This is a genomic window from Flavobacterium sp. SH_e, from assembly GCF_025717045.1.
Lineage (GTDB): Bacteria > Bacteroidota > Bacteroidia > Flavobacteriales > Flavobacteriaceae > Flavobacterium.
This window is the reverse complement of sequence record NZ_JAOVZN010000003.1, coordinates 466,195-484,912: the sequence shown is the minus strand read 5'-3', so window position 1 is coordinate 484,912 and position 18,718 is coordinate 466,195. Positions and strand designations below refer to the sequence as shown.

Genomic DNA, 18,718 nt, shown 5'->3' with positions numbered 1-18,718 from the left:
AAATTATTTGCAATTATACAATAAAAAGAGGTTATATATATGTATGATGAAAAAAATATGCTGAATATTTTACATATTGTCATTTTTACCATTAAAAAACTGCCGTTTTCGATCTAAACAGCATCTTGATTTTTTAATTGTAAAAATAAATATAAAATATTGATTGTTAGTGTTTTGTGTTTTAAAAATATTGAATTTAATCTTGATTTTTCTCTGATATTTTTTTTTGGATTTATTTAACGTCTAGTTTCGCTGTATCCTTTTGAAGGGGATAACAAACTAACGAAAACCAAAAAATTATGAAATGTAAAAGTCTTTATTGGCTAGCTTTTATGATGTGTTTTTTTGCTATTGGATGCGACAACACAGATGACGGAAGCTACGTGGAACCAATTACCCTTTATGAGAAAGTAAATGGAAATTGGGGATTAACCAATCTGAAAATGGTTGATGAAGTTGCGAAAGCAAATAAGATCGAACCAAATGAAGAAAACTTGAGTACTTATTTTAACTACGAAGATTTCAAAATTAAATTTAACGTAGATGAAAAGAACAAACCAACAAGTTATGAAGTAACAGGAGATGTCCCTCCGTTATTTGCACCTAAAGGATATTGGGCTCTTAGCTCAGATTTTCAGCCAACCAATGGTGTAGCAACAAAAATCTATTTGTATAGCGATGCGCAAAAAACGCAAAAAACAGATGAACTGAGATTGACTTCAGTTCCAGGTAAAACCAAAGAAATGCAGATTCAATTAGTGCATTCTTCTGGCGGAGTAGATTTTGTGTCTTATGTATTTAAATTAAATGCTATTAATTAAAAAGTAATATGAAAAAGTTTATATATACAATTTTACTTGCCTTGTTGATGGCTCCTAATTTTATTCAGGCACAAGAAGCTGCAGGAGCCGTTGGGCCAATGTCATCATATCCTGTTGTTTACAAGTATGACGAACAAGTTACATGGTATTTTGATATGTCGGCATCTACATTTGCCGAAACAGAAGATTTATACATCTGGATTTGGTCTCCATCTGAACCAGATGCAGGAAACTGGGAAAACTCTTCAGACTTTGCGAAATTAAAATATGAAGGGAATAAAATCTGGAGTTTTACTTTAACTCCAACAGTTTATTTTTCTAAAACTCCAGATGAAATCGCTGCTAGTGCAGGATTCTGGTTTCGCCTAAAAAATAAAAATGGATCTAAACAAAGTGATGTGGCAAATATGCCTTATACTGATTTTTCATCTTTTTATACTTCAGATGAATTGTTTAGACCATATCCAACAAAACCTTTAATTGATAAACCTATAAGTATTTTGTTTAATGCAAATCTTAACCCTGCATTTGCTGGTACTCCAAGTGTACATATGCATGCTGGTTTAAATGACTGGGCTATTCAGCAAATGTATGAAGCCGCAAAACCAGAAATTGCCGAAAAAACTAAATTGAAAGACTTAGGGAATGGTTTTTATAGAATGGATTTTATTCCTAAACAATACTTCAATGCCCCAGACGACTTTGTTATGGAAAAAATAAATTTTCTGATGGTAGCAGAGAATTGGACAGCAAATTCAGGCGATCAGGTTATTTATGCAGGAGAATTTATTCCGCCACCGCCGCCAAGTTTTGCTTTCTTTCCAACTCAAATCAGTCAAAAAGATTTTCTTGGGATGTCTAGAAAAAACAACGAAGTGGGTGTAAACAAATTAATCTACACAATTACAGCGGGCACAAAAACAATTTCTGGTGAGTTTACTGGAGGAACTGCAGAAATTAAAGGTTTTGTCAACTTAGTTTCAGAACTTAAGGATTCTCCAGTTTTAAGCGAAATCCATGTTTTGGTTAAAGATAACAAAGACAAAACGATTTCGGATACAACGATTCCGCTTAAGACTTTAGACAAATAACTCACCAAATTAAACACCAATTCTAATGAATAGTAAAAATACAAAAAGCGTCCTGCATCAAATGTGGACTGCTAAAGGAGCGGTATTGATGATATTTATGCTTTTTCTTTCTGCTGGTTTATTCGCGCAGACGAAAAAGATATCAGGAACCGTTTATGACAATACAGGTAATGTATTGCCAGGAGCTTCTATCATTGAAGTAGGAACTAAAAACGGAACTACAACAGATTTTGATGGTAAATTCAGTCTGCAGGTAGCCGTAGGAAGTGCAATCGAAGTTTCGTTTATCGGATCAACAACACAGAAAGTTCAGATTACTGCAAATACTTCTAATTATGACGTTCGTCTGCAAAATGATGGTTATGCATTGGCAGAAGTGCAAGTAGTTTCTGTAGGTTACGGAAAAGTGAAAAAATCAGATTTAACTGGAGCAATTTCTACAGTTGGAGCAGATGATTTAGTAAAAGGAACCATTTCTTCAACAGAACAAGTTTTACAAGGAAAAGTAGCGGGATTGAATATTATTCGTCCTTCTGGAGATCCAGCCGCAGGTTCTACAATCCGTCTTCGTGGAGGAACTTCTTTAACAGCTAGCAACAGTCCGTTAATTGTTGTGGATGGAATTGCGGGTGTTGATATCAACGTGGTTCAGCCATCAGATATTAAATCGGTTGACGTTCTTAAAGATGCTTCCGCAACAGCAATCTATGGTTCCCGTGGAGCAAACGGGGTGATCATGATTACAACAAAATCTGGAACAAAAGGAGTTTCTGTTGTTTATAACGGACAAACTAGCGTTGGTTATGTGAATGATAATTTAGATCTTCTTTCAGCAAATCAATGGAGAGGTTATGTACGCCAGAATGGACTTGCAGATGCGGTAGATTATGGTGCAAATACAAATTGGCAAAAAGCAATTGAGCAGACAGCAATTTCGCAATCACATACTTTAAGTATTAATTCTGGTAAAGCAGACAGCGGATTCAGAACTTCACTTTCTTACTTAAACAATGAAGGAGTTATCAAAAGATCTGGTTTGGAAAGATTAAGCGGAAACGTTAGTGCTTATCAATATCTTGGAGATAATAAAGACGTAAAATTTGATACTGGATTATTTGCTAACATAGACAAATGGCATCCGATTGATTATAGAATTTTTGAAAGAGCTTACAACTTAAATCCAACAATTCCGGTTTACGATTCAGAAGGAAATTTTACTTCAGTAGCAGGAAATATTTACCAAAATCCAGTTGAGATTTTAACAAACAGAACTTTCGATAATGAAAGACACAGACTTTTAGGTTATTTTAAAACAGATGTAAAATTCCTAAATGACTTTACTGCAACAGCAAATATTTCGTTAGAGCATAATGCTGTAAAAGCTGGAACATACAAACCGTCTTATGCTGTTATGGAAGGACAAACTGAAGGAGGTTTTGCACAAAGAACTTATGGAGAATATACAAATGCTCAAGGTGAACTTTATGTAAATTACAGTAAAACAATCGATAAGCATAATATTAGTGCTTTGGCAGGATATTCTTACCTTGAAAATATCTACCAAGGTTTTGGAGCACAAAGAGGTGGTTTCGTAACGGATTCTTTTGGTTATAATAATTTAGGAGCGGGTTACAACTATCGTTTAGGTGACGTTTACTCATACAAAGGAAAATCAAATTTAGTTTCTTTTTATGCTCGTGCTAACTACAGCTACGATGGTAAATATTTATTGACTGCGACTGTAAGACGTGACGGGTCAAGCCGTTTTGGAGAAAACAATAAATGGGGAACATTCCCATCTGCTTCTGCGGCTTGGAGAGTTTCTAACGAAGAATTTATGAGTTCTACAAAAGGTTGGTTAGACAACTTAAAAGTTAGAGTTGGTTACGGAGTTACAGGAAATCAAGACGGAATTGGTGAGTATAAATCGCTTTCTATCTTAGGAGTTGGAAATGACAGTTACTATGATCCTGTTACTAAAACTTGGAGTTTGGCTTATTCTCCAAAACAAAATCCAAATCCTGATTTGAAATGGGAATCTACAGAGCAAATTAACGTTGGTTTCGACTTTGGTCTTTTCAACAGAATTACCGGATCTTTTGAATATTATTCTAAAAAAACAAAAGATCTATTATACACTTACGAAGTGCCTCAGCCGCCATATTTAGTGGGAACAATGTTGGCTAACGTTGGTGAAATGTCAAATAAAGGTGTTGAATTGACTTTAAATGCAGATATTATTAAAGGAGATAAATTCAACTGGAATGCTAATTTGACACTTGGACATAACGTTCAGAAAATTGAAAAGCTTTCGAATCCAACTTACAAAACAGATGTCATCTACAGCGGATCTTTACATGGTTTAGCAGGTATGTCTGGACAATATTCTCAAATTATTGCTGAAGGATATCCTGTTGGAACTTTCTGGGGATTTAAAAATGCAGGTTTAGATGCTGATGGAAAAATCCAATATTATAACGCAGCTGGAGAAATAGTTTCTGAAAGTGCTTTGGTAGATGCAGATAAAACAGATTTAGGAAATATTCAGCCTGATTTGACTTTAGGTATCGGAATGAATTTCACTTATGGAAATTTTGATCTTGGAGTTTCAGGATGCGGAATGTTTGGACAAAAAGCTTTAAATGCTACAAACATGATGCTAAACGATCCAAACAGATTACCAGCTTTCAACGTGCCAGATTCTTTCTTAAGCAGCGGTATTACTTCTGCTCCTAAGTATTCTGATTACTGGATCGAAGATGCTTCTTTCTTCAGACTTCAAACATTATCTCTTGGTTATACTTTGCCATTGAAATACAAAAAATCTAAAGTTAGAATGTTTGTAATGGGAGAAAATCTATTTGTAATTACAGGTTACAAAGGTGTAGATCCTGAGATTGGTTTAAATGCTCAAGACGGAATTAATCAAACTGGAGTAATGGATCAAACTGGATTGGCTGCTCCTGGAATTGATAGATACAACAATTATCCTCGACCAACTACAATTTCTGTTGGACTAAATTTTACGCTGAATAACTAAGCGAATTGATAACCATAAAATATTAAAAATGAAAATCAAAATAACAGCAGCGATACTTTTAAGCATGCTTTTTACGGTATCATGTACTGATTTGGACGAACAGTTGTATGATCAGGTAGAAGATGGAAATTTCGGAAATACAACTAAAGAAATTGATGCGCTGGTAGGTGGAGGTTATTCTTCGTTAAGAGGATTCTCCGATGCAATTTCAAATAACTTTCCAACTTGTGAGTATGTTTTCTTTTTGAATGAAGTAGTTTCAGATGAAGCTACAATTCCAACAAGAGGAACAAACTGGTATGACGGCGGGCAATATCAAGATGCTCAAAGACACACTTGGAAGGCAGATAATAGAATGATTCTTTCAGCTTGGCGTTACAATTATACTGGAATTGCTAAGATCAATGCAATCATTTATCAAATCAACAAATCGTCTTTGACTGAAAAAGCTAAGGAACCAATTTTTGCAGAATTAAAAGCCCTTAGAGCCTATTACTATTACAATCTTTTAGATTTATTTGGAAATGTGCCAATCGTAACCAATTTTGAAGATACAGATCTTCCGACAAATTCGACAAGAAAACAAGTTTATGATTTTGTTGAAAAAGAATTGACAGATGCTATTCCATATTTAAATCCAAATGTGGTGTATTCTAAATTAACTAGAAATGTTGCTTACGCAATTCTAGCTAGATTATATCTTAATTCAGAAGCATTTATTGGCGTAGCGCGTTGGCAGGATTGTATCGATACATGTCAAAAAATTACGGGATACAGTTTAACGCCAGATTTCTTTGCCAATTTCGTAACAGAAAATCAAGGTTCTAGCGAAATCATTTTTGCAATTCCTTACGATTCAAAAGCTGGAACAGTTGGAAATTATATGAATTCTATGTCTGCGCATTACAATCAAAAATTAGCCATTTCTCCAGTAGGAAACTATCCTTGGAGCGCTAACGGAATGTGTGCACAGCCAGGAGTATATTCGTCTTTTGCAGACACAGACAAGAGAAAAAAATGCATGCTTGAAGGGGACCAAATCAATCTTGCAACGGGTTCTGTAATTATGATGGACAATGGAGAACCATTGACATACACAGAGAACTTAACAAGTTTGACCGATGCTAAAGAAAATGAAGGAGTTCGTTTAGCAAAATATGAAATGAAAGCTGGAGAACAATGGGAACGCGATCATGATTTCGTTTTAATTCGTTACTCAGAAATCTTAATGATGCAAGCAGAATGTTTCGTTCGTTTAGGTTCGCCAGATTTAGCAAAACCATTTTTGCAACAAGTAACTGCGCGTGCTGGCGAAGAAATGCCTACAACAATTGACCTTGCATTTATTGACCAAGAATTGTTGAAAGAATTTACATTCGAAGGAAGAAGAAGAACAGATAATATTCGTTTTGGAACATTCTTCTTGCCTTGGTGGGAAAAAGGAGCAACTGAGCAATATAGAGCGATTTTTCCAATTCCAAGCACAGTTTTAACTACTAATAAAAACCTGAAACAAAATCCTGGGTATTAGGTTATTTAATGTCAGTCTTCCATGTTGGTTAGTCGTGGAAGGCTGACATGTTTTTAAACATTGCAATAAATAGATTCTACAGTGCTTAAAATATATTTAACACATAGGAACATAGATTTTTATGTGTAAAAGAACGAAGAAAGAAACTAGTTTCTCACACATAGCTATGTGTATTTATGTGAGTGAAACGCCTTTCTAAGTTTTAAAAGCTATGTTTCTATGTGTTTAAATTATTAAGTATAAATAAAATAGCATCTCAATATGAAAAGATATATCACATCATTGGTTTTTGGTTTAATGAGTATTGTGATGGTTGCTGGCTGCAGCAGCGATGACAAAGGTTCAGATAAACCGGTAGAACCAGAAAAAACAGAACCTGTTGCGATTGAGAAAACCAACAGCACCAAAATTTATATGCATTACATGCCGTGGTTTGAAACTAACGAAAGCAGTGCAGATAAAAAATGGGGATATCACTGGACAATGGCAAACAAAAATCCAAATAACGTAGGAGCAAACGGGCGAAGAGAAATCGCATCTTATTATTATCCGCTGATTGGACCTTATCACTCAGGCGATAAAAATGTGATTGAAAATCATTTATTGTTGATGAAATATTCAGGAATTGATGGAATTCTTATCGATTGGTACGGAACTTACGATGTAAACGATTATGGAATGATCAAAGAAAATACAGATCAGTTAATTGAAATGCTGGACAAAGTAGGTTTAGAATATGCAATTGTTTATGAAGATCGATTTTTAACGAATGTTGTTAATGCAGGAAAAGCAATTTCAGTAACCGGCGCAGCAAAAACAGATTTAGCTTATGTAGAAAAGAATTATTTTTCTGATGCTAATTATATTAAGATTAATGGTAAACCGCTGTTAATGAATTTTGGACCAATTGTTCTACAGACCCCAGCTGAATGGACAAATGTCTTTAATACTTTAACCACAAAACCAACTTTCTTGACACTTTGGGATCATTCTGTTAAAGCAGGAGATAATGCTTCTGGCGAATATGCTTGGGTATACAAAGACAACAGCTATCTCACGAATTTTTATACCAATACCAAACCAAAATTGGGCGTTGCTATGGGAAGTGCTTATCCTGGTTTTAAAGATTTTTATGCTGAAGGCGGAGGAGGTTCAGCTATTGGATGGATAATCGAACACAATAACGGAGCGACATTGGATGAAACTCTTGCTTTGGCTAAAAATGCCAATGTCAATTATCTGCAGCTAATTACATGGAATGATTTCGGAGAAGGAACGATGATTGAGCCAACAGTTGAATTTGGTTATTCTTTTGTCGAAAAAATTAAAACTTTCGCTGGAGTAAAAAGTACCGAAAGCGTATTTCCAGATATCAGCAAATTGTATGATTTACGCGTACAGAAAAAAGGAAATGTCGAAGCCCAGAAAAAACTCGATCAAGCGTTTAATTATTTTGTTTCGATGCAGCCAGCAAAAGCAAAACAAATAATAAGCGAAATAAAATAGAGCTGTAATTAATACAATTTAAATAATGAAAAACAGAAAATATAGATACTGTCTAATCGCTTTTGCATCGATGCTGATGCTGGCTTGCAGTACTAAAACAACGTATAAAATCAGTTCTCCAGAAAAAATCTCTGAATTAACTTTTGAATTGACTCCTTCAGGACAGCCTCAATACAGTTTTTCTTCTAATGGAAAATCGGTTATTGAACCTTCGCTTATGGGATTTGAATTTCAAGGTTTAGCAAAAATGACTGACGGTTTTGAAGTTGTTTCAACAGAAGAAAAATCGGCAGATGAAACTTGGGAACAGCCTTGGGGCGAATTCAAAAAAGTAAGAGATCATCATAATGAACTGATTGTTCACTTAAAAGAAGCAAAAGACGAGGAGCGTTTGGTGGATATTATTTTTAGAGTTTTTGACGATGGTGTTGGATTTCGTTATGAATTTCCAAAACAGCCTCATTTAGGAAAAGTCAAAATTTCTAATGAAGTTACGCAATTTACTTTTAAAGATAATAATGAAGTATGGTGGATTCCAGTTCACCGTGAAAATAGCTATTACGAAAGTGAATACCGTAAAACGTTAATGAGTAAAACCGACACGATTAATACGCCTGCAACTTTTGAAACTAAAGATAAATTGTACGTAGCGATTCACGAAGCCAACCTAACAGATTTTGCTTCAATGACACTTTTAAAAACTACTGACAAACAATATAAAAGTGATTTAGTGCCGTGGGCTGATGGTGTAAAAGTATATGCCGAAACACCTTTTAAAACGCCTTGGAGAACAATTGTTGTCGGGAAAAATCCTGGAGAAGTAGCGACTTCAACTATTATGCTAAATCTAAACGAACCTTCAAAAATTGAAGATTTATCTTGGATCACGCCATCAAAATACATCGGAATCTGGTGGGGAATGCACTTAGAAAAATACACTTGGGGACAAGGACCAAAACATGGCGCAACAACTAAAAACACAAAAGAATATATTGATTTTGCTGCGAAAAATGGTTTTGATGGAGTTTTAGTTGAAGGCTGGAATGAAGGTTGGGACGGCGATTGGACAGCAGACGGTTCTGCATTTAGTTTTGTAAAAGCGTATCCAGATTTTAATTTGGAAGAAATCACTAAATACGCAGCCATTAAAAATGTTCGTTTAATCGGACATCATGAAACGGCTGGAGCAACCAAAAATTACGAAAATCAGTTGGAAGAAGCTTTCAAACTGTATCAAAAAATGGGAGTGAATTCGGTTAAAACAGGTTATGTAAACAAATATTTGGATAAAAAAGAATGGCATGATAGCCAATACGGAGCACGTCATTACAGAAAAGTAATCGAAACTGCGGCTAAATATCATATCATGATCGATAACCACGAACCAATGAAAGGAACGGGGTTACAGCGTACTTATCCAAACTTTATGTCGCAAGAAGGCGGACGTGGGCAAGAATATAATGCATGGTCTGTAGATGGAGGAAATACGCCAGAACATTTAACAACTTTGCCATTTACAAGAATGCTTTCCGGGCCTTTTGATTATACTCCAGGAAACTTCAATTTTGATTATAAAACACCTTCTGGAGCAAAAGTGCAGACAACGTTGGCAAATCAATTGGCATTGTACGTTATTATTTTCAGCCCGTTGCAAATGGCTTCAGATTTACCTGAAAATTATGAAGGGAAACCAGAATTTCAATTCGTAAAAGACGTGCCTTGCACTTGGTCTGATACCAAAGTTTTAGATTCGAAAATTGGAGAATATACTACAATTGCACGTAAAGATTGGGATGAGAAAAATTGGTACTTAGGTTCTATCACAAATAGAAATGCAAGAGATTTAAAAGTAGCACTTTCGTTTCTAGATAAAAACAAAGAATACGAAGCAGAAATTTATGCAGATGGAGAAGGAGCAAATTATAAAACAAATCCATATCCAGTTACAATCTCTAAACAAAAAGTAAACAGCAAAACTGTTTTAGATATCAAATTGGCAGCTGGTGGAGGAACAGCTGTAAAATTCACTCCAATAGAAAAATAAATTAGTTAAGTTTTATTTTGAGTTAAGTTAAGTAAGTTTAAGTTTGGTAATAAACCCGATAGCTGAGGAGTTATCGGGTTTGTTTTTTTGTTTCAAGTTTCAAGTTTCAGGTTTCAAGTTTGAGTAACTTTGAGTATAATTTTACCGCAAAGCTCGCAAAGATTTTTTCGCAGAGTTCGCAAAGTTTTTATACTCTTTGCGAGAATATTTCGTTTAGTTAAAAAAAAAGCTTTTAATATATTTTAAACACAAAGTTCGCAAAGCTTTATATAAAACCTTTGCGAACTTTGCGTAATCCTAAGCGCTCTTTGCGGTTAAAAAACTCAGTACCTTAGCATCTCAGAACCTCAGAATCGTTATTTAGTAACTTTAACATGCTTTCCAAAAGTGTACACTGCAGTTATCGTTGGCCCATTATAACCCCATTTTAGGAAACCGTTTAATCGCTCCTGAACAGTATCTACTCTAAAGTTCAAACCAGTATAGCCTGCAGTAAGACTAAAGTTTTGAACAACATTATATAAAACCGACAAATTGTAGCTTATAATTCGGCCATCGGTATCATTAATTTTTACAGCAAGATAATTTACGTTGGCATATAAACCCCAGCGTTTTCCAAGAACAAATTCTCCCCATATTCCAACATCTGGCAGTGGAGCGGTAAAGTCAAAAGTATCATGATATTCTACACTCTGCGTATTAGCTTCTAATTTTAGGCCTAAATCTGCAAAAAGAACATGCGCACCAATTAATAGACCAGCTTGGTATTTAGGTTTAGATAAAATAGCATAACCATAAGCAATTCTAGCAATCTGTACATTAAAAGTACCTCGAACGCTTCCGTCTACTGGATAAGTATGATCTCCAAAATTAATATCTCTTTGCAGCGTTTTAGTTGCGGTTCTGTCTAGTACAAAATATTCAAAACCTAATCGGGATCTTTTAGATATGCGCCAATCAAATGTTCCTAAAAATGATGCAGTTGATTTAGAAAAGCCTAAATCGTTTTCAAGATCAATTTCAGTTCCTATATTTCCGTTGTTGCCTTCAACTTTAACTACAGTATTATTTACAGGAAAAAAACCACCAGCAGTAACTTTAAATCGTCTATTGTGCCAGGGCAGATCATCTACCGAAGTGTCTTGAAAATCTTCACTTTCAGTTTTAAAAGTTGTTAAATCATTTTCTTTACCGATTTCAGCAACAGTTTGTGCTTTTAACGGAATCCAAAGGAGCATTATTACCAAAAAAATAAATAATTGTTTCATCATAGTTAGTTTTTTAGGTTTTTATTAGGTAATATTTAACAATTAAAGTTAGTAAAAATAATCGTTCATTTTGGTTTTTGTGATCGAATTATTTTTGTAAAATTACTGGATATCAGTAAAATAAGGATTTGTTTTAAAAAAATAGTTGACATGTCACTCTTTTTTGTAAATTTGCATCATGGAAAATTTAAAGACCAATAACGAAAACTTTTCAAATTTTTGGAAAGAAGAAATATCAGATAGTTTCTTTTTCCAGATTCATCGTATTAAACGAGCAATTTTCAGACGTACAAATGCGTTAATGAATGAAGCTGGAATCACATTGCAGTTAGAACAATTGCCATTGTTGATGATCTTGCATCATAAAAGTCTTTCGCAAAGAGAATTGTCAGATAAAACAATGAGAGACAAATCATCTATTTTAAGAAGTATAACAGCACTCGAAAAAAAAAATCTCGTTGAGGTTGTAAAAGACAAAATGGATAAACGAAAAAACATTGTCAGTCTTACAAATGAGGGAATTACTTTGGCAAAAAGCATTAGATCTCTAATGAAAAGGGCCGAAGAAGAAGTAATGTCTGTGTTTACTCCAAAAGAAAGAGTAGAAGCATTGAATGCAGTAAGATCATATGCAGACAAACTAGAAATGCTTTAATTTTTTTTAATCCTTAAAAGTTGACATATCAACTTATTTTTAAATACTTATTTTGAATAAATGAAAAAAAATGAATTGTTAGAAGGGCCAATCCTTTCTTCATTATTAAAATTAGCAATTCCAATTATGATTGCTAATTTATTACAAGCCGCATATCAGTTGGTAGATGCTTTTTGGGTAGGACGTTTAGGCGGGGATGCTGTTGCAGCCGTCTCGATAAGCACACCCGTAATATTTTTAACCATAGCTTTAGGAACTGGATTAGCTATTGCTGGTTCTATTTTAATTGCACAATATTTTGGGGCAGGAAACCAAAAAATGGTCAATCACGTAGCCGCACAGACATTATCGATGGTTATTATCGTTTCGGTAGTCTTATCTATTATTGGATATATTTTGAGTCCTTATTTTTTATATCTCCTAAAAGTAACGCCTACAGTTTATGTAGATGCATTAGGATTTATGCGTGTCGCGTTTGTCGGTTTGGTTTTTAGTTTTGGATTTATGATTTTCCAATCGATTATGCGTGGAGTTGGACGCGTTACATTGCCAGTTTATATTGTTTTAGGAACTGTTATTTTAAATTTTGCGCTGGATCCGCTGTTTATTTATGGATGGAATTTTATTCCGGCCATGGGCGTAAAAGGCGCAGCTTTGGCAACTTTATTTACTCAGCTTCTTGCGATTATAATTGGTTTTGCAATTTTGTTTAGAGGAAAACATGGAATTCATCTCCGAATTGCCGATTTTAAACCAGATTATAAACACATTAAAAGAGCTTTTGAAATTGGATTTCCTTCTTCGATTGAGCAGTCAATGCGCGCGTTGGGAATGATGGCGATTACGTTTTTAATTGTCCGTTTTGGAACTTTAACTGTTGCTTCTTATGGAGCTGGTTCTAATTTGATTCAGCTGATTTTAATTCCGGCTTTGGGTTTATCAATGGCAATTGCAACTCTTGTCGGACAAAATATCGGTGCAGGAAATATTGACCGTGCAGCCGAAATCTCAAAACTTGGAGCATATCTTGGTTTTGGTTTGCTGACAGGTCTGGGAATCCTCGCTTTTATTTTTGCGCCCTATTTAATTGCATTTTTCGTTCCGAGAGATCAAGCGGTTATTAAAGGAGGAACTGAATTGTTAAGAATTACTTGTCTTTCTTGGGGATTTTTAGGCTTACAGCTTTGTCTAACCGGTGTTTTCAGAGCTGTTGGGAACACAAAACTTCCTATGATTCTCACTTTGGTTTCGCAATGGGTAATTCAGTTTCCATTGGCTTACATTTTGTCTCATAATACTTCTTTAGGTAAAATTGGAATCTGGTGGGCTTTCCCTATTGCTTCTGTTGCAACGGCTTTAATCACTTTGATTCTTTATGTAAAAGGAGATTGGAAAAAAGAAAAGCTAACTGGTAAAACGAACAAATTGATTGATAAGGTTGAAAGTGAAATCTTGAAAGAGGGATTTGATATTTCTAAATAAGGTTCTGAGGTTCTAAGATGCTGAGGTTCTAAGGAACAAAATTGCAAAGTTGTTTAGGTTTTTTAATTGTAGAGATGCACAGCAGTGCATCTAACCAAAGATTGGAAGATTAGATTCAAATTAATATTTACAACAGCAACGGTTTATAAAGACGTGATTTTTCGCGTCTTTTTTTATTTGTAATATTTTTTTGCTAAAACAAAATTTCAGTATATTAGAAACCTCGAAAAAACATACAATCTCAGCACATTAGAAACTTTTAAAGCCATGACTAAAAATCTAAAGCGTTATTTTATTAAATCTATAATCATCTTAGCCGTAATTCACCTAGCTTATTTTTTATATGGTTATTTTACCTTTAAAGGATTGAAGAATATTAATATCTACACCGAATTTTATCGATTTAAATTTTACGATGACGTTTCGATTTCGCACTTTTTTGTCAGTGGTTTATTTTTACTTTTCTTTCTAATTTTTTTGGTTCGAAATCATTCCAGAGAAAATTATAAAGGCAGAAATTTACTAAAGATTGGAGTTTGTTTACTTCTGATTTCATTTTTGACTTTTTCCTTTTTTATAAGTTATAGTTTTGGAATGAACGCAAAACTGAAAACAGAATTATCTGAAAATGATTTTAATAAAGACAAAAAACTGCTGAATGTATTAAATCCGTTTTTGTATGGATATACCTCTTATAGTTCTGAAAAATTATTTAATTACGAGAATATTTTATATCCAAAACCTTATCCGGTTATTAAAGAAGAAGATACTATTTCGGCTGGAGAATACCCAATAATAGAGAATAGCTATTATAGTATTGACACAATTAAAACATTAGCCAGTACTTTTGATAAAACGATAGATAGAGCCGATAGCATTCTAAATATTTTGAGTTTTAATAAAGAAGAATTATACAAAAGAATTATTTCTAAAAAGGTTTTAAATGATAGTATAGAAATTATTTTTGCAAGTGTTCCAGTACATCCAGAACATGACGAAGATATTTGTATCTTTTTGGAAAACAAATCTTTATTTAGCCCTGTTCAAGGAGATTCGATTGATAAGCAAAGATATCAAGCTGCGGTAGATCGCTATAAATTGCTTTATAATTCTAAGAAAGACTCACTGACTTTTACATTTCAAAAATTGGATACGCTTTTTAGAAAATACAATATAGAAACGAATCTGATTCCGAAACAATTGACTCAAGATGTTTATCATTATAAAGATAACCGAGATGAACCGCTTAACGGAATTAGAAATAATTTTGATAGAAAAGCGCTTGTCGAAAAATTTACAACAGTAAATAAATTATTTTACGAACCAAATTATCTTCATCCAAATATTATTGGAATCTATTTTATTGTAATTATTTCCGTTTGGATCATATTGTTTATGTTTTATCTTCTTTTCAATAAAAAGAAAAATACAAACTAAACTCTATGATAATCGGCTTTCCAGTGTACAATTGCTTTTTTAATGGCATTTCCAGTTAAGTTGTTTTTTAAAACATCTTTTATAAGCGGAATTAATTCGCTGTCTGGAGCAAAACGTAATGCAAATATTTGATCGTCAGTTAATTTGTATTCAAATTCTTCAAATCGTTGTCCAGTTAAACTGAAATAGCGATAGCGCATTTCTAATCGCACAATTCTGTTTTGAAGCGTAAGCGCATAATGTTGGCGCAACATATATGCTATGAAGAATAGAAATACAAATGAGACACTGATAAATCCCCAAATTAGATGATCTTCCGTATTAATACTCAAATAAATACTGGCGATTAAAAACAGAATTAAAATAGGATAATATATAAAATGATGCGGCGTGTAAAACCGTATATGATTGTAATAAGTTTGAATTTTCATGCTTTTTTGTTTAGAAGGTAACCTATAAAAACAAAGCTACTCTATATTTCTATAGAGTAGCTTTTTCCCAAAAATAAACTAACATAACCAATGTTCTCTTTATAGACTAAACCTTTTACAGTTTGCTTTGTCGATTTTAATAAGAAGAAAGCCTTTCCATTTCGTTCATCAATCTACAATATGGCTTATTTTTCTTTGATGTAAAATTACTTTAAGAGTGGTTGCGTTTTGTTATACTTTAATCGGAAAAAGTTACATGATTCCAATATTGGCAATTTAATTATATAAAATTCAAGCTATCATAATAAGCTTTTAATGACGTTCCATTCAGTTAATTTATCTTGAAAAGCCTTGCCAGCATTGGCCGGACTTGTTGATGGAAGAGTAAAGGTCTTGTATTCTTTATTTAAATGGACATATTTTTTAAAAAATGCCGCCGATTTCTGTCCGTTAAAAAAAATGCTTTCAATTTTGGGATGCTTTTCTAAAAAGTCTTCAAAATCATTTGCAATTTCATTTTTAATGGCGCTATCGAGACTTCCAACACGTTCGCAAAATTGTAAGACATCCCAAAGAGCAATATCATTTTTAATTAATAAAGTTTTTCTGATTTCATAATCATTAGAGAATTCTTCGCCTAAAATCTGGAACATAAATTTCCAAAAGTTATTCTGATTATGACCGTAATATTGATTGAGTTCTAGAGATTTTGTTCCAGGCATTGTGCCTAAAATCAGAATTTTAGAATTTGGAGAACTTATAGGAGCAAAGGAGAAACTTTTCATCTTTAATTTAATTCGATTTTTTTTCTTTTAGTTAAAATAATCATTAATAAGGAATTATAAAACAAAACGAGAAAATTATATAACATTTTTGGTCTGTCTTTGGGCGAACTTTGACTTTCAGTTTTTTAAGAAAAGCTTTATGGCTTTCCTGCAAAAACTGTTTAGCAAATTATAGAATTTAAATCCAGTCACCATGAAAATAGTTACTATAAATACGGAAAAAACTCAAAGTATATTTGATGAACTTCATACTAATTTTGGCGGAAAAGTGACTTTTGACTTAGACGAATATACACTAGAAGTACAAAATAGTTTTGCGGAAGGTTCAATTATGGGAGCTTCTTTTAATGATAATATTTCGTATGTTCAGTTTGATATGACATTTTCAACTGATGTTAGATTAGATATTCTAAATGTAAAATCGTCACCAATTTATTTTGCTTATTGTTCGAAGGGAAATCTCTCGCATAGCTTTGGGTTAGATGGGGAAGAGCGAAAACTAAAAACTTTTCAAACTGCAATTGTAACTTCAAAACAGAATCAGGATAATGTTTTGTTTTTTGAAAAAGGAAAAAAAACGAAACTTACTTTAATTACTGTAGGAACCGAAATTGATGCAAAAAATCAAAATCATTCTTTAAATCAGCAAGTAAAAGATACTTTTTTCGAAAATAATTTAGTTCAAGATTTCTTTTACATTGGTTCATATAATTTGCAGATTGCAGAAAAAATCGAACAGCTTAATTCGATTACACAAACGGGAATTGTCCGTAATTTGTTGAAAGAAGGAATTATGAGAATTATCCTTGCAATGGAAATTCAACAACATTCTGACGATTTACACGCTTTCGCAAATGAATCAAACGGATTGACTTTAAGAGAAATGGAAGAAATCAAAGAGCTTTCTGAATTTATAAAATCAAGTCCAGAAGAAGCATTTTCGATAAAATCATTGAGTAAAAAATCAGGTCTTTCTCCAAATAAACTTCAGGAAGGTTTTAAAATGATTCATAATCGCACAGTCAACGATTATATTACACACATGCGAGTTTTAAAAGCCGAAATTTTAATCAGAACTTCCGATTTAAATATTTCAGAAATAGTGTATTGCATTGGTTTTACCAGCAGAAGTTATTTCTCTAAAATATTCAAGCAAAAATTCAACTGCAGCCCAAAAGAATATAAGTTTAATTTGAATTCTCTTGCTATTACTGCGTAATAGAGGAACAGAGGTTCAGAGGGACAAAGTGACAAAGGTTGTACTCTGAAGCCTCTAATAAAAAAGCAAAGCTTTTAATTTAAAGTCGTTAGCTCTAAAGCATGATATATATAAATTTAAAGAAAAAAGGTTCAAAATGACACAAGTCTTAACTTTGTCACTTTGAACCTTTGCCTCTTTATCCCTCGAAAAAAGCATCGCTTTTTTCAACGCCCAAATCGATAATAATCTAAATCTGTATTCTTTTTATTATTAAGTGAATCCAAGATCGAATTCATTCCGATTACACTAAAAGTGATTCCGTTTCCTCCGAAGCCAAGAATATAATGCTCATTTTTCCTCGGATTTGGTTTTCCGAAGTAGGGAAGTCCGTCTTTGGTTTCTCCAAAAGTACCCGCCCAAGAATAATCGATCTTAAAATTTAAATCGGGAAATCTCTTGAAAAACTGTTTTAAAAGATATTGTTCTTTTTTAGGAAGCAGTTTATCACGTTTATTGGTGTCTTTAAAATCTTCATCACCGCCGCCTATTATAATACGGTTATCTTCTGTAGTTCTAAAATAATGATAAGGCGATGCTGTGTCCCAAAAAATAGCGTTTTTGAAATTTTCTGGAAGATCTGGCTGACTTTCAGAAGCAATAACGTAAGTGCTTTTTAAATTGACCACTTTTTCCTTTATCGTTTCTGTACTTTCATAACCCGTACAATGTATAATATGATCGGCTGTTATGACGTGTTTTGAATCTGTTGTAGCAATAATTTTGCCTTTTTGATGCTGTATTGAAGCTATGTTTGTTCGGTCAAAAATCTGCATTCCTTTTTCATGACAATGAAATAAAAGATCAGTTGCTAATTTAAACGGATCCATAACGGCTGCAGTTTTAGATTCGATACCTGCAATTGCATTTAAACCCATTTTTTGAAGTTCAAATCGACTGAGCCAGCTGATTTCAAAACCATGCTGTTTTCGGGTTTTAAATTCATTTTTTAAATACGGAACATCCTTCTTCACAGTAGTAAAAAGGATACTTTTTTTGAATTCGAAACCACAATCGCAGCCAATAGTGTCAATAATATTTCGAAGATCAAAAATGGCTTTTTTGCCATTTTGGTAACTATCAATAGCACATCGTGCGCCGCGAAGTTTAATTAACTGATGTAAAGGAACATCAATTTCATATTGCAGTAAAGCAGTGCTTCCAGAAGTACTTCCGCCACAAACGTCGCGACGGTCTACAAGAACAATTTTCTTTCCTTCATTCAATAATTTATATGCAATTAATGCACCTGTAATACCACCGCCAATAATTAGAATGTCAGTGTTAATATCGGAATCTAATGAAGGGTAACTTTGCTTGATGGCGTTTTTTAATGGCCAATAGGTTTCGGTTGAACTTAGTTTCATTT

General features: G+C 33.5%; 14 protein-coding genes. 10 read left to right on the top strand and 4 right to left on the bottom strand.

Annotated features, from left to right (window positions below; genetic code table 11):
- Positions 1 to 299: 299 nt before the first annotated feature.
- From OD917_RS06910 to OD917_RS06885, 6 genes are all read left to right on the top strand, one after another.
- Complete coding sequence (locus OD917_RS06910) at positions 300 to 821, top strand: DUF5004 domain-containing protein (RefSeq protein ID WP_111289384.1); 522 nt, start codon at positions 300 to 302, stop codon at positions 819 to 821.
- Between the two features lie 8 nt (positions 822 to 829).
- Positions 830 to 1,912, top strand: a complete 1,083-nt coding sequence (locus OD917_RS06905) for a hypothetical protein (RefSeq protein WP_263522817.1) — start codon at positions 830 to 832, stop codon at positions 1,910 to 1,912.
- A gap of 25 nt (positions 1,913 to 1,937) precedes the next feature.
- Positions 1,938 to 4,952, top strand: a complete 3,015-nt coding sequence (locus OD917_RS06900; RefSeq protein WP_263522816.1) for a SusC/RagA family TonB-linked outer membrane protein — start codon at positions 1,938 to 1,940, stop codon at positions 4,950 to 4,952.
- Positions 4,953 to 4,980: 28 nt separating this feature from the next.
- Positions 4,981 to 6,483 carry a RagB/SusD family nutrient uptake outer membrane protein gene (locus tag OD917_RS06895; protein ID WP_263522815.1) on the top strand — a complete coding sequence of 501 codons (1,503 nt, stop codon included), beginning with the start codon at positions 4,981 to 4,983 and terminating at the stop codon, positions 6,481 to 6,483.
- Positions 6,484 to 6,744: 261 nt separating this feature from the next.
- Positions 6,745 to 7,989, top strand: coding sequence for a glycoside hydrolase family 71/99-like protein (locus OD917_RS06890; RefSeq protein ID WP_263522814.1), 1,245 nt, complete (start codon positions 6,745 to 6,747; stop codon positions 7,987 to 7,989).
- Between the two features lie 25 nt (positions 7,990 to 8,014).
- Complete coding sequence (locus OD917_RS06885; protein WP_263522813.1) at positions 8,015 to 10,033, top strand: glycoside hydrolase family 97 protein; 2,019 nt, start codon at positions 8,015 to 8,017, stop codon at positions 10,031 to 10,033.
- Between the two features lie 356 nt (positions 10,034 to 10,389).
- Here OD917_RS06885 and OD917_RS06880 read toward each other — a convergent pair whose 3' ends face one another.
- Entirely contained in the window at positions 10,390 to 11,304 is a 915-nt protein-coding gene (locus OD917_RS06880; RefSeq protein WP_263522812.1) for a hypothetical protein, read from the bottom strand.
- Positions 11,305 to 11,479: 175 nt separating this feature from the next.
- On the opposite strand from OD917_RS06880, the gene OD917_RS06875 reads away from it, so the two are divergent.
- The 3 genes from OD917_RS06875 to OD917_RS06865 all read left to right on the top strand — a co-directional run bounded on the left by OD917_RS06875 (position 11,480) and on the right by OD917_RS06865 (position 14,875).
- On the top strand, positions 11,480 to 11,956 hold the full coding sequence (locus OD917_RS06875; RefSeq protein ID WP_263522811.1) for a MarR family winged helix-turn-helix transcriptional regulator: 477 nt from the start codon (positions 11,480 to 11,482) through the stop codon (positions 11,954 to 11,956).
- Between the two features lie 60 nt (positions 11,957 to 12,016).
- On the top strand, positions 12,017 to 13,438 hold the full coding sequence (locus OD917_RS06870; RefSeq protein WP_263522810.1) for an MATE family efflux transporter: 1,422 nt from the start codon (positions 12,017 to 12,019) through the stop codon (positions 13,436 to 13,438).
- Between the two features lie 267 nt (positions 13,439 to 13,705).
- Positions 13,706 to 14,875 carry a hypothetical protein gene (locus OD917_RS06865; RefSeq protein ID WP_263522809.1) on the top strand — a complete coding sequence of 390 codons (1,170 nt, stop codon included), beginning with the start codon at positions 13,706 to 13,708 and terminating at the stop codon, positions 14,873 to 14,875.
- Here OD917_RS06865 and OD917_RS06860 read toward each other — a convergent pair.
- On the bottom strand, positions 14,872 to 15,306 hold the full coding sequence (locus OD917_RS06860) for a DUF6526 family protein (protein ID WP_263522808.1): 435 nt from the start codon (positions 15,304 to 15,306) through the stop codon (positions 14,872 to 14,874). The genes OD917_RS06865 and OD917_RS06860 overlap by 4 nt on opposite strands.
- Positions 15,307 to 15,605: 299 nt before the next feature.
- Positions 15,606 to 16,091, bottom strand: a complete 486-nt coding sequence (locus OD917_RS06855; RefSeq protein WP_263522807.1) for a DNA-deoxyinosine glycosylase — start codon at positions 16,089 to 16,091, stop codon at positions 15,606 to 15,608.
- A 193-nt stretch (positions 16,092 to 16,284) separates the two neighbouring features.
- Between OD917_RS06855 and OD917_RS06850 the strand changes: the two genes are divergently transcribed.
- Positions 16,285 to 17,310 (top strand): helix-turn-helix domain-containing protein, encoded by a 1,026-nt coding sequence (locus OD917_RS06850; RefSeq protein ID WP_263522806.1) that lies wholly within the window; start codon positions 16,285 to 16,287, stop codon positions 17,308 to 17,310.
- Between the two features lie 206 nt (positions 17,311 to 17,516).
- Here OD917_RS06850 and OD917_RS06845 read toward each other — a convergent pair whose 3' ends face one another.
- Positions 17,517 to 18,716, bottom strand: coding sequence for an NAD(P)/FAD-dependent oxidoreductase (locus OD917_RS06845; protein ID WP_263522805.1), 1,200 nt, complete (start codon positions 18,714 to 18,716; stop codon positions 17,517 to 17,519).
- Between the last annotated feature and the right edge of the window lie 2 nt (positions 18,717 to 18,718).